Raw genomic sequence first — 13,825 nt, 5'->3', positions numbered from 1 at the left:
TTTCTTTTATTTTATAGAGAAATGGGGTGTCAAAATGAGTTCTTTTACATTTAACAACGAGCGTAAAGAATTTGTCCAAATTGCAAAAGGTTTGAAAAGACCTACTTGGGCGCCATTGAAAAGGAATTTATTAAGTATTCCGGGGTATCCTGGTGCAAGACTATTAAACACACAAACTGAAATTCGGGTTCTTTCTATTCCTGTGGGAATTATAGTTCCTGATGGATCTGATTTAGAAACGCTGAAAGAAGAAATTGCAGGGTGGTTAATAACGGAGCAACCAGCAGAACTTATTTTTGATATAGAACCAAATAGAACATATTTAGCAATTATAGATGATAGCTTTGATCCAGATGAATTTGTAGCCCTTGGTACAGGGACACTTAAATTTATTTGTCCAATGCCTTATAAGTTGGGAGCTGTACAAGAGAAAATATTGGCTATAGAGAAGGGAGACTTAAAAGCTTCATTACGTAATAATGGCTCTGTAGAGTCTAATCCAATTATTGATATAACTGTGGGAGCACAAAGCCCTTTCCTTGATATCTGGAATAGTGACGAATACTTTAGATTAGGTTATCCCACAGGTGTTAAAAATCGTGTTGTGAAACAAAATGAGCGTCTCATATGGGACGAAATGAAGAGTTTAACTACATGGAATGCTGTAACCGGTCAAATAGGGATTTACAAAAGTTCAGGGGCTATGAAGGTTTGGCAAGGATACGCTTTTACACCTGACTCATATGGAACGGGAACGGATACTGAGTGGCATGGTCCCTTTATGAAGAGAACTATTCCTAATACAGGTGGTGTTATCCAAGATTTTAGACTTGATGTGCAAATGACTTTTCAGTCTGAACACTGGAACAGAATGGGGAAAACTGTGGTTATGCTTTTAGATGCTAACGACAATGTGATAGTTGAACTAGCAATGGCTGATGAGTATATGAGTCATGAAATGACAACAGCACAAGCAATTATTGATTCAGGAGGTTCTAGAAAATGGATTTCTGACGAGATGGGAATGTACTCTGATACATTTAACGACTTTAGAGGACATGTTGCAGTAGCTCGCAGGGGCAAAGAATGGAGTTTCTATTTTGCTAAATATCGAAAGAATACTGAGATAGATGATGCTAGTTTTGTCCGTACATGGAGAGATGAGTCTGACAGTAATCCTATGACAGCTAGGCCAGTAGCAAAGATAGCTGTAGGATGTATTGTTTATGGTTCTAATCCACCAGCTGATATTGCATTTATTGAAGATGTTAAGTTTTGGAAGATAAACACTTTAACCATAGATGAGACTCCTTATATTTTTGATATAGGAGACAAAATACAAATAGATACAGAAAGATCACTAGTAACAATTAACGGAAAAAATGTGATTGGATTGAAAGATATATTCAGTTCATTTCCTATTGTAAAAAGGGGGCCGAATGAAATTATAGTCCGTCCAGCCAATATAGGAATAGCAAAATTAAGTTATAGGGAGCGATTTAGATGAGAACACCAAATGGAATCTTACATATTGTTGATTTTAAAACTAATCAAATCGTTTCAGCTATACAACCAAAAGATTATTGGGATGATAAACGCCATTGGGAAATCAAGAATACTATAGATACATTAGAGTTTAGGGTGTTTGATAATACAGAACATGCAACAACGCTTTTACAACAAAATTTAGTGTTAAAAGAAGTGCGTGATGGTCGAATTGTTCCATATGTAATTACTGAAGCGGAAAAAGACTCTAAAGATAGATCAGTGGTTGCTTATGCATCTGGTGAATGGATTCAGCTTGCTAAAGCAGGGATTATTAAACCACAAAAAATTGAAGGTAAAACGTTGAATGAATGTATGGGAATAGCTCTTGCAGGTACCAAGTGGAAAATAGGTAAAACAGAGCATAATGGATCGCATTCTATGACTATTGATGAATTTACTGATCCACTGACCTTTCTCAAACAGATTGCTTCTTCATTTGAATTAGAAATTCAATATCGCGCTGAAGTTGTAGGATCTCAAATAGTTGGTCGTTATGTAGATATGGTTAAGAAGCGAGGAAGAGATACAAGGAAAGAAGTAACTCTTGGTAAAGATTTAATGGGCATTAAGCGTATTGAGAACTCTCAAAACATATGTACAGCCTTATTAGGTTTCGTTAAAAAAGAAGGCGGAGAATTTATTACTATTGCAGAAATAAATAACGGCATATCTTACATTGTGGATGACGGTGCATTTCAGCGATGGAATGAAAAAGGGCAACATAAATTCGGCTTCTATAGCCCAGAGACAGAAAATCAAGATATGACTCCGCAACGACTTAAAACTCTTATGAAAACAGAAATAGAAAAACGTGTAAATACTTCTGTTTCTTACGAAGTTCAAGCACAAAGTATAGGGCAAGTATTTGGATTAGCACACGAACTAATTAATGAAGGCGATACAATCCGAATCATAGATAGAGGTTTCACACCTAAGTTGTACCTTGAAGCACGTGCTATTGCTGGTGATGAATCTTTTAAAGACCCCACACAAGATAAATATGTGTTTGGTGATTATCGTGAAATTGTTGATTCGAATGAAGAGCTACGTAGAATGTACCAAAAGGTTTTAGCATCTTTACAAGACAAAGTACCTCAAGGGTGGTTTGATGCTTTAAAGGATAAAGTAAAAAATCAAGGTGTAGACATTCAAGATGCTATCAACACGTCAAAGCAAGCCCAACAGGAAAGTAAAACAGCTAAAGACTTAGCAGAAGCAACTCAAGATTACATGGAGAAAAATCTTGTAGATATTATAGAAAATGTTAAACCACCTACTACTGATCTCAAAGCAAATAAAACACTATGGCGTGATATTAGTAATGGTAAACCTGGTATTTTAAGATTATGGACAGGTACAGCGTGGGAATCGGTTGTCCCAGATACAGCTCCATTACAACAAAGTATTCAAGATGTTAAGAAAGATATTGAAACAGCTAAAACGGAATTAAATCAAAAGGTTCTAAGTGTGGAAGGTAAAGCGCAAGAAATAGCTGGACAAATAGTTGGTGTTCAAAAACAGGTTAATGACAAAGTTGATCAAACGTGGATTAATAATCAATTAAAAGATAAGGCTGATAAATCCGGCGTTTATACGAAAGATGAAATTAAAGATGGTTTTATAGGGAAACAAATCTATGAAACTGATAAGAATGGTAACGTTAAGAAGTTCCAAGATATTAACACATCAATTAGTCAAACAAATGAGGCTCTCAAACAAAAAGCAGAGAAGTCAGAGTTAACGAAAATAAATAATGGTTTGTCCCAACTTGAAAGTAAAACGAATGAGATTGTATCAACGGCAGATGGAACGAAGCAGACGCTTTCTAATCTGAAAACTCAAGTTGATAATATTCAAATTGGTGGCCGAAATCTATTACTAGAAACAGCTACTAAATCACACTCAGTGAAGACTGGAGAAAACAAGCCGCATACCTATTTTGATGTAGCGAAGGACGTAACTGCTTTAATGCAGGGGCAGAATCTTGCTATGAGTTTCCTATTTACAGGTAAAGTTACTGCATGGGGTACAACGAATAAATGGGCTGGTTTCGAAGTGAAGATTACTTTCACAGATAATACATTTCATTATCCAAGTTGCCGTGTGGAAAACCGCCTAACACTAGGTAAACAGTATAACCAGGAAAGATTCACAGCGAGTGCTGTAGTAATGGATAAGCCAATTAAAGAGATTTCAGTTTACGCTTTAGCACGTGATTTCACGGGGGATGTGTTAATTGAAAAGCTTAAATTAGAAATTGGCACAATATCAACAGCATGGACACCAGCACCAGAAGACCAAGTATCAACAACTGATTTCACTAAAAAAACAGTAGAAATCGAGACTACTATTAAAGGGATTAATACTTCTGTATCAAATGTACAAAACGAACAGGGGAAGCTTACAGAACGAGTTACTAAATCAGAACAAACCGCAGATGGATTTAAACAATCAATTGAATCGTTAACAAAAAAGGATAGTGAAATTAGTAATAAATTAAATACGGTTGAATCAACTGTGGATGGCAATGCAAAGTTAATTACGTCAGTAGAGAAAAAGGTTGACGGTATTGATAGCGATGTTACGAACTTGATGGTTGGGACAAAGGAATTGGTGACACCTGTTTACTTTAAAGGCGGTACAGTTAAGTTATCACAAGACAAATTCAACGGGAATGCTGTTGTTGATGTCACTGGTGCATGGCATGGGCTTTCATATCACATTGTAAATCTCGTTAAACCGAATAAAATTAAAATTGGAGACAAAGTAACTTATTCTGTTTGGGCAAGGTTGAAAGACGCACCTGATGGGGTTAAAGCGCAACATAGTATTTATGATGGTTTAGGGCTCGGCCCTGAACTACCTAACGTTGATAATCAATGGAAGCAATTTTCTGGTACGTTCACTGTCGAAAAGAAGCATATGGATGCAACAGATCAATTAATTCGTGTCGAACCGTGGGAATGGTCGGGTGGAGATAGAAAACACATTTATCAACAATCCTCTCCCATGATTTCCGTTACGACTAAGGCGTATCCATGGCGACCAGCCCCTGAGGATATTGGAGACGGTAATGTTTTAACTAAAGTGACAACTGAAATTAAAGAGCAAGCAGGGAAAATCAGTGAGAAGCTAACGAGTGTAGAGACAAAGGTTGATAATACAAAACTAGATGGACGAAATTCTCTTAAAAACTCTAATTTTTCTAGTTATATTGTTAATGATTCTATAAGTTGGGACAAATCGTTAAATGGGAACCTTCAGGCATCTGGTTGGGGAAGTGGGTATAACGGTGGTGTAGCAGATCCAACGAAAGGCTATCACGCCCATCTAGATATAACTACTTTCGGTTATCCAGTTGTAGCATTTATTAACAAAAACAATAACATCGGTCGGAAAAATAGATGGATGGGTATAGCTGAAGATGTGGTTGCAGAATTTGCGAGAAATAATGTCGCAGATAAAGAAATTACTATTAGTATGGATATTTGGTCAGATACAAAAGGTTTCCGTATAAACGGTGGATTACATCATTTCATTGAAGGTAACACAGCACAAAATTTTCACAGTGGTCAGTATGTGTTTAATGTAAGTGAAGTAAATAGATGGGAACGCTACACATTTACGATGAAACTCCATAACAAATATGACGTTACTAAAGTGGCTAGATTTTATATATATGGTGGCGAAGGTATTGAAGGTGTAGCATATGTGAAAAATGTCAAACTTGAATTAGCCAATATTGCTACAGCATGGACACCAGCGCCAGAAGACCAGGTAACAACCGATGAATTTAACAAGAAAGCAACAGAGATTGAAAAAAGTGTGGAGGGTGTTACAACTTCTGTATCAACTGTTCAAAAGAATCAAGGTACAATGCAATCAACTCTGAATAAAGTGGAACAGACTACGAATTCAAATTCCCAAAGCATTACATCGTTATCACAAAAACAAGGTAAACAAGGAGAAATTATTCAGCAAAACACTAGCGATATCACGCAGTTGAATAATCAAATTAAATCTAAAGTTTCTGAGACTCAAATGCAGGATTATGTAGGTGGGTTAGGAAGTGTGAACATGTACTTTAACTCAGCTTTTGAGGACAGGGTAATTAATACTTCTACTGGAGTTGTTGCTTCTAGAACTCCAAGTCTTACGAAGTGGAACAAGATGGGAATCACTACAGGAACAGCAGTTACTCCTACAAGCGTCCGAAATCATGACGGGTATAACTCAGCTCAGATCCAAGCTACAGGTCTAACTGCAAATACGTGGACAGGCATTAACCAGTTGATACCTGTTTCAGCTGATTCAGGGAAGTTAGTATTATCTGTATGGGTATTTACTAACAATACAGAGGGAATGGATGCGGGAGGATCTATAGAGTTTAAATTCCTTAATGGTTCGTCGGTGGTTGGTCAAGTTGATGCAAATATTAGAAGTAAATTAGTTGGAGGGGCATGGACATTTGTAAGTCTTACAGCTGACGTACCTACCAAAAATGTTACACATGTTCAAGCGGGTATCTTTTTGGTTAAGAATGGTCTTATGTGGGTATCTCAACCACAAGTGCAACAGGGTGCAAACCCTACAACCTTTATGGAAAACCCGAAAGACTATGCTAACTATGACCAACTTGTAGGTGAGATTGCTAAGAAAGTAGCTACTACAGACTTTAACTCTAAGGTATCAACTCTTGAAACAAGCATAAATCAGCAGTCTAAAAGTATTGAGTTAAAGGCGGAAAAAACGGATGTTTACACGAAGAAAGAAGCTAACGGTCAATTTGGAAGTAAGTCTATTGTAGATTCCCACACAAGTTCTATTGCTTTAATGGCAGGAGAGATTACTCAAAGAGTTAAAAACAATGAGGTCGCTTCCACAATCAACCAAACAGCTCAATCTGTATTGATCCAGGCCAGTAAGATTAACCTGGACGGAGCTGTAACCGCCAAGTCTATAGAATCTGGTAGACTAGCAGGTGTAACTATCTCAACTAGTACAAACTCTACAGGCTATTTTGTTGACATGAATCAGCAAAATATTTCTCTTAAATCCAATGTAGGTAACACGGGACCAATCACACGGGGATATTTAGGTTTCATGCCTAACTTACCAGATAATACAGTCCGTACAGCTCTAGTGCTTGGAAACAACTACGACAACACTAACAGATTAGAGGTTAATGGTTCCTTATTCCTGGAGCAACAAACACCAAAATGGAATAACTACGATTTATCAAATTGTCGTATCGGTATGGCTAGAAGCCGTAACTCAGACGGATCTATAAACATGAAATCGTCTATAAAAATGGGATACATGGGTAGCATTGAAATGCGCTCAGAAGATAGCGACATTGACCTAGATGCTAAAGGTCATATCCGTATGAACACTACTAGGGGTGGTAAATCTCTTAATGATATTCAAATTATCTCTGGCACTAGCATGTCTTTACATGCTTACAATGGTAGTTGGTTCCTAAATAGTTCTAGCAGTACAGGCGCTGACGAATGGAGGATAAGAACGTTACACATTAACGATAAACGCTCTGGGGGTAACACTCAGGCTGATGTAGACTTTAGAATGGGACACCTGGTTACTTTACGTATTCCACAACACCCTGATTACACCAAGTATGGTATGGAGGTTAAGAACGGTACTGGAACTAGCTTAAGTAACATTCACGTAGATAAGGTGTATTTGACACAAAATATGTGGGAATCTACTAGACAGGTAAAAACAGCTATTAAAGAAATTAAAGTAAATGCTTTAGAGATATTAATGCAACTACAGCCTAAGCAGTACTATCGTAAGTCTGAAATGCAAAAACTCTATGAAAAACGTGAAAAGATTGTAGCAGGCGAATACCAAGAGCCAATGCCTACAATTAAAGACGTTCCTTTAGAGTATGGATTCATTGCAGAGGAAATGCCAGAATGCTTAGCAACTGAAGACAGAAAAACTGTTTCTACGTATCCTTTAATGACTATCGGTATTGCAGGCACTCAGGAAGTTTACAAGAAACATTTGGCTTTAGAGGAAATTGTGAAAGAACAAGCCAATCAGTTAGCAATACAAGAGGACAGAATTGCACGTCTAGAAGAATTGCTACTTCAACAATTAATTAATAAGAAACCAGAGCAGCCATAAGCTGGTCTTTTTTTATTGTATAGAAGGGGAGATAACAAAATGACAAATCAAATCCAAAGTACAAGTCCAGAGGAAAATCAATTACAAAGCCAAATTATCAATCAAATCATGCCAATACTAGAGAAGTTAGTTATGCAATTAGTTCAAAACCCAGCTCCAAATGAAGATGTGGTGCCGGGGAACGATAATAAATTTATGGAAATCGATGACGTTGTGGATAACTTGGTGAATGCAGGGATTATTACAGCGAGTAATTTTAATGTTAACGTTGAATTATTTAGAGGCAGTCCGATTACCGTTTCTATTATTAAAGCAGGAGATCCGGCAGCAGAGATTTCTACAGAAGTAGGTGCTGGAGATTCTATTAAGGAACATATAGAAGCATCAGATAATCACAGAGGAACTAAATAACTAGATTTAAAGTAAAGCGTACGAAAAGTAGGCTTTTTTTATTTTGAATAATTTATGAGGTTGGAAAGAGGTGGACGGTATGGATGGTTTGCAAGAGGTAAGAAGTGATGTTCAAGAAATAAAGCAAGATATCAAGGACATTCGTTTAGAAATTAAAAGCTTAGAGATGCGAACAACAGGTAACGAGAAAGACATTATTAATATCAATAAGCAATTAGATAAGATTAGCGCTAATACAACTTGGATCTTACGCCTTATTGTTGGTGGGCTTATTGGGGCGGCTCTGACCTTCTTCTTGAAAGGAGGTGGTATGTAATGTTTGAAATTACGGTAATGATTGGTGTTGTTGTAGGATTATCACAAATTGCAAAAACAGTTGGGATGCAAATAAAATATGTTCCGTTATTAAATTTAACGCTTGGCATAACGCTAGGCGTTTTATTTTTGTCTCAAGATATCAAAACAAATGTATTTCAAGGGACCATTATTGGATTGTCAGCAAGTGGATTATTTGACCACACAAAAATTATAAAAAAGGATGTTGTTGCTAAATGAAAAAGACAATGAAACATATAACCTCGTTACTTATGATGCTAGTACTTGCTGGTTCTTTTGCTACAAGTACTTTTGCTGATAGAACACTTATTATTCCAGATTTACCGAAACAACCATACCGTAACGGTGTAGGTGCTTATGAAGGTGTTGTAGCTCATTCTACAGCTACTCCAGAAGCTCCAGCTATTAATATTCAAAAATATGAGTCTCGTACATGGCGTTCAGCGTTTGTTCACTACGCAACGGATTGGGATGAAAACATTCAGATTGCATCTACTAAATATCGTGCATGGGGTGCAGGTCCAGCGGCAAATGCTAGATTTGTACATGTAGAGCTATCTGAAACTAGTGACCCTATTAAATTCAAAAAATCGTATGAAAGATATGTAAAGTTGCTTGCAAAAATATTAAAAGATAGAAATATCCATCCAAGTGTTGGGCTATGGACTCATAAAGATATCACTTACAAATTAGGTGGTACAGATCATGAGGACCCAATACAATATCTAAAGAGTCATGGTGTATCAGAATCTCAATTTAGAAATGATGTTTTAAAGGCATATAATGGTGATTCTGTATCAGTTAAACCAAAACCACAAGAACCATCTGGAAGTGTAACAGAAGCAAGTGGTGTGGCTTATATTGATGGGCAAAATGTAAACCTTCGGTCTAGACCATCCACAAGCAATAATGTCATCCGCAAGCTACAAAAAGGTGAATCATATAAAGTTTGGGGTAAAGTAGGGAATTGGTTAAATCTTGGAGGTAATCAGTGGATTTATAACGATACATCATACATTCGCTATAAAGAAGAACCTTTATCTGTGGAGGGTAAACGTGTAGTTTCTAAAGTAAATGACTTAAGATTCTATTCAATAGCTTCCTGGGCTGATAGAGATGTTGCAGGAACTGTCGATGAAGGTTTAGGATTCACTATCATTGATAAAGTATCTGTAAATGGTTCACAGCAGTATAAAGTGAAGAATAGTAGAGGTAATGTGTTTTATATTACAGCTAGTTCTTATTATGTATATGTGAAGTAGTGAGTAATGGAAAAGAAGGATTTAATAGGAGTATTGAATCCTTCTTTTTAAGATCTAGTTAAAAAGTTCCTGCAGTACGTTCTGTTAAATATTTAGTATCTAAATAACCTAGGTCTTGAACATGTTGATGTAACTTCTGAAGTAAGCACTCATCTTTACATAAAATACTAATATCAAAACCATCAACTATACTTAATAAAAATTCACAATCACTAGTAATAAAATCTGATGCTGTTCTTATCCATGTTGGGCTGTTCTTTTTCATATCAGGAAAAGCACACATTGTTAAGAAGACTAAAAAGTATTCTTTGTTTATTAAGGTTTGTTTTAACTTATTTTCAGTTATGAAACGTTCGTCGCCGAGTAATTGTTCAAATGTAAAGTTACCATGGGAATCTTTTAGGTATATTTCGGCAGTATCTATTTGCCAAATGAAATTGTTAGAATTAAAAAGTTCTAGTAATTTTAATATGGACAAATTAAAGTTTTCATCTTCTGGAGCGTGAAAATGTATTCCTATATTCATTGTATGCTAGTCTCCCTTTATTTATATTATTTAAAGAAATTGCCGGCTCTTAATTGAGTCGTTTTTTTTATCTTATAGCAATTATGCAACTATAAGTTATTCATTTGAATAAACACATAGTATAATTATACTATGTGTAAGGGAGGTGAGAAACATGGATTGGGACTTAACAGAAAAGTTTCTTAAAAATCTAGCTTACATAACAGGAAATGGTGGTAGGAGTCATAACAGCAAAGAAAAGCCTAAACGATATGAAAGATAGAAAGGAGAAGAAATAGAAAAACGCCTAGCCCGCAAGAGTAGACGCAAGTAACACAAAGAGGGAAGAAATCCCCCCAATCTTAAAAATATTATAACATGATTACAAAATTACACAAAATCCAATCCATGTAAAAATGAAGTTAGATCGAAACACTTTGGTATTAGTATTATTTTTAATATTAGTGGTTACAGTAACAAACTATACGAATCCTGGAGTAAGTGACTATTTAGGAATTGCTTCCACAATAATTTTAGCTATTGCGCTTGTTATTAATTTAATTTCTTTATGGAAAAAAGGCAGGGACGAAAAATGAGTATGGGCTATAAAATAAGTCGTGAAGAAACAGAAAAGTTAGTTAACCAAGTAATTTTAACAGCGAATGAAACCATAAATATATTAGGTGTCACAACCCAAAGATTGCATGTACTTGTAAAGCAAGGGCGACTTGTTCCCATTAAAGTAGTTGATAGGGTTTCGTTGTACTTTCGTGAAGATGTAGAAAAACTGGCTGAAGAATTAGGGCAATTAAGAGAAAAATATCGACCATATGAATAATTTGAAAGCCAACTCTTTTATGAGTCGGCTTTTTTGTTGTTATGTAGCTAGAATTTACTTTTAGATAATGCTTTTAATATAGGGTTTATGATTCTACTCAATAAACGAAATGCGTTAAAGATTGAACGAATAACTTTCATAAGATTAACGCCCCCTCATTCTCATACCTTATAAGTCTGAGATTTTCTTTACTTCTTTTTCTTTGGCTTTAAAGTCCTTTTTATATTGTTTAAAGTCATTCCGGTCGACTCTAAACTTCTCACCAGTAGCTACATTTTTTACTAAATATGTTTTAGCTGTAAGTTCTTTAATTAGAAACCATATTGCGAATAGTACAAGGGATATCCCAAGCGTGAAAGGTGTTAAAATTATTGCTGAAATAGTTATAATTAGCTCTGCTTTTGAATCAGCTCGTTTTAAAATTAACCTATTTCCCGCAGCAGCTTCAGACTGTTGTAATTGTTGCATACGTTGTAAGGATGCGACTGTATCATAACTCATGACATAACCTCCCGATAAATAATAACAAAATCATTATATCAAATATTTGAGATATTGGTATTATTTATCAATATTCGGTTTGAATTTATGTTTTCCCTCCACATAGATTTCATAAGTCATTTTAATACAAAAATCTATAGCTTCTTGATTGTCCTATGTGGAATCAAAGTTATGCTGCAGGTATAGTCGATGTGGGATTAGAATTTACAACTTTTGATAAAGTAGCGGTGAATGGTTCACCGCGATATAAAGTGAAAAACTCAAAAGCAGTGTCTTCTATATTATAGCTAGTTCAACATATGTAGGAGTATCATAGAATAAAAAAGCCGATTCCATTTGATGTGGAATCGGCTTTTTTATTTTATGGTAGATGTTAACTATCTAAAAAGGTAAAATTAAATCCCGATTTTTTCAACCAGGATTTAGTTTTATTTTACAAGTTTTAAGCTTTTGTGACGAGATTCAGTTTCGTGAATGTAAAAAGCGAACTCCTCAAGGGTAAATACATCTATATAATTTCTTAATTCTTGTATAGCTCTTAGTTCGAATTCTTGATCAAACTGTGTATTGTTAATAACTACTTTAATGTCTTTTTTATTCATCTCATTAGATTCGAAATCATTGATATCATAGATAAAGCTTTTTATTTCAGTGAAAAGTTTATTTTGTTGTTTGTAATCGAAACTTAGGGCTTTAACAAACATTTGATTATCATTTAAATTAACTGAGAAATCGAAGGCTTGTTGATCTAGACTGTTTTTATATTGAGGTTGTCTTTCTACCCTAGAATTTAAACTACTGTTTGTAAACATTTTTGAAACTAAACGTTTAACTCTATCTCTGCTGATTCGCTCGGATTTTTTATTATCATAATATAAATACATATCGCATAAATCAGTGATATCAGATTCAACATCATTACTTATAAGAGTTCGTATTTCGCTAAATTGCATTTGATTGACGAAGTATGAAATTTCTTCTTCTAAGAAATGACGTTGCCCAATATATTCGGAACCTTGGAAGTCAAAGTGGTTGGTATTAAATTGGTACTCCAATGATTCTAGAAGAACTGAAATGACATCATTATCTATTTCATCATCAAAGTTCTTAATACGAGTTAAGTTTTTAGTCTTGTGAAAGTGGCACCATTCATCCTCTGGAATATGTGTAAGCACACCTACATTTATAAACTCATCACGTAAAATATCTGGTACATATCTACAGACTGTATAGTATATTGCTTTAGCACTCACTTATAGCTCCTCCTTTCCAACTTGGACACTGATCTTTGATTAACATTAAGAATGTATTAATATTTTGGATGCGATGCAGAATAAAATCTGATAATGCGGATTTTTCACCATCTGTTAAACCTCATTCATCAGGTATTCCTTGAAGACACCATTCGATGTCTTCAACTTGCAACCCTTTAATTTTTTCTAAGATTTTATTAAATGGATTATGACCATTAACACATTTTAATAAAATTCTATAGTTATGTCCATGAAATTCTTTTACTAAGCAAAGTTGCTCTTTCATTATTCTGCGTATTTGAAATTCATCCCACAATGCACCGATTTTGAAAACATGACTGTGATCGATTATTAGTAGTCTCTTCTCTTTAAAATCGAATAGTAGGTTGCCTTTATTTACAGTTCTATCATCATTATACACAATATGGTCAAATATTATTATTGCCGGAATGTCCTCTTTGTTAACCATGATATTTAACATAGGAGGTTGGATAGATGATTGTGATTTATTTACAAACTGGCTACCGAAATGGATACCTGGTTGGACTCCTAAATTCTTTAATTCAGGAGACGAAGCAATAATTGCTTCATTTATTCTAACTAATGCGGCATTTGGAATTGGTAGACCTAAAAGTTTGGCTAATTTATAGCAAACGAACTCATTAATTAATACTTTAGGTTCTTCTTTTGCATCAATGGTTTTAACTACGTAAAGGTCGTGTGTAGTTCTCATTAATAAAGGTCTTGTTACTCCTTTAGGGATTTCACGTTCAAAGGATATTATATCGTATGTTGGAAAATCAAATTTGTTCAAATTATCACCTGCATTTCAACATTAATAAAAAATTGCTCACCGAGAGGGCGTATCACAATTAATAGGGAATATGTAAATTATAATAATTGAATATAACGTACAATTTAACTATATGATAACAAAACCAAAGTGGAAATGTTGTCGAAAAATGTCGAAAAATCCAAGCGGGTATTGGATTTTGTGTGGGAACACTTAATTTGTTTGTAT

The 13,825-nt window shown here is 35.1% G+C and carries 11 protein-coding genes; 7 read left to right on the top strand and 4 right to left on the bottom strand.

Features of this window, described 5'->3' with window-relative positions:
- Positions 1-34 precede the first annotated feature (34 nt).
- The 6 genes from JDS95_RS02685 to JDS95_RS02660 all read left to right on the top strand — a co-directional run bounded on the left by JDS95_RS02685 (position 35) and on the right by JDS95_RS02660 (position 9,707).
- Positions 35-1,507 carry a distal tail protein Dit gene (locus JDS95_RS02685; protein WP_199690231.1) on the top strand — a complete coding sequence of 491 codons (1,473 nt, stop codon included), beginning with the start codon at positions 35-37 and terminating at the stop codon, positions 1,505-1,507.
- A complete protein-coding gene (locus JDS95_RS02680) occupies positions 1,504-7,698 on the top strand; it encodes a phage tail spike protein (protein WP_199690229.1) in 6,195 nt (2,064 codons plus the stop codon). The genes JDS95_RS02685 and JDS95_RS02680 overlap by 4 nt, the downstream gene beginning before the upstream one ends.
- 39 nt (positions 7,699-7,737) lie before the next feature.
- Entirely contained in the window at positions 7,738-8,109 is a 372-nt protein-coding gene (locus JDS95_RS02675; protein WP_078182998.1) for a hypothetical protein, read from the top strand.
- Between the two features lie 79 nt (positions 8,110-8,188).
- Positions 8,189-8,425 (top strand): hemolysin XhlA family protein, encoded by a 237-nt coding sequence (locus JDS95_RS02670; RefSeq protein WP_000348876.1) that lies wholly within the window; start codon positions 8,189-8,191, stop codon positions 8,423-8,425.
- Positions 8,425-8,664, top strand: coding sequence for a holin (locus JDS95_RS02665; RefSeq protein WP_199690228.1), 240 nt, complete (start codon positions 8,425-8,427; stop codon positions 8,662-8,664). Before JDS95_RS02670 ends, JDS95_RS02665 begins: the two co-directional genes overlap by 1 nt.
- 8 nt (positions 8,665-8,672) lie before the next feature.
- The gene (locus JDS95_RS02660) at positions 8,673-9,707 is read left to right on the top strand and encodes an N-acetylmuramoyl-L-alanine amidase (RefSeq protein ID WP_472926260.1); all 1,035 of its coding nucleotides are present in this window, start codon (positions 8,673-8,675) and stop codon (positions 9,705-9,707) included.
- 58 nt (positions 9,708-9,765) lie between these two features.
- Here the strand turns inward: JDS95_RS02660 and JDS95_RS02655 are convergent, their stop codons facing one another.
- Positions 9,766-10,233: a DUF2691 family protein gene (locus JDS95_RS02655; RefSeq protein ID WP_199690223.1), complete on the bottom strand. Its 468-nt coding sequence runs from the start codon at positions 10,231-10,233 to the stop codon at positions 9,766-9,768.
- 577 nt (positions 10,234-10,810) lie between these two features.
- Between JDS95_RS02655 and JDS95_RS02650 the strand changes: the two genes are divergently transcribed.
- Entirely contained in the window at positions 10,811-11,050 is a 240-nt protein-coding gene (locus JDS95_RS02650) for a MerR family transcriptional regulator (RefSeq protein WP_199690276.1), read from the top strand.
- Positions 11,051-11,218: 168 nt separating this feature from the next.
- On the opposite strand, the gene JDS95_RS02645 is transcribed toward JDS95_RS02650, so the two are convergent.
- The 3 genes from JDS95_RS02645 to JDS95_RS02630 all read right to left on the bottom strand — a co-directional run bounded on the left by JDS95_RS02645 (position 11,219) and on the right by JDS95_RS02630 (position 13,618).
- Complete coding sequence (locus JDS95_RS02645) at positions 11,219-11,551, bottom strand: hypothetical protein (protein ID WP_199690221.1); 333 nt, start codon at positions 11,549-11,551, stop codon at positions 11,219-11,221.
- A gap of 428 nt (positions 11,552-11,979) precedes the next feature.
- On the bottom strand, positions 11,980-12,804 hold the full coding sequence (locus JDS95_RS02635; RefSeq protein ID WP_199690219.1) for a DUF3037 domain-containing protein: 825 nt from the start codon (positions 12,802-12,804) through the stop codon (positions 11,980-11,982).
- A 121-nt stretch (positions 12,805-12,925) separates the two neighbouring features.
- On the bottom strand, positions 12,926-13,618 hold the full coding sequence (locus JDS95_RS02630) for a HipA family kinase (protein ID WP_199690217.1): 693 nt from the start codon (positions 13,616-13,618) through the stop codon (positions 12,926-12,928).
- Between the last annotated feature and the right edge of the window lie 207 nt (positions 13,619-13,825).

The sequence above is a fragment of the Bacillus cereus group sp. N24 genome (assembly GCF_016483345.1).
Lineage (GTDB): Bacteria > Bacillota > Bacilli > Bacillales > Bacillaceae_G > Bacillus_A > Bacillus_A toyonensis.
The sequence above is the reverse complement of the archived record's forward strand: the minus strand, read 5'-3'. Positions and strand labels throughout refer to the sequence as shown.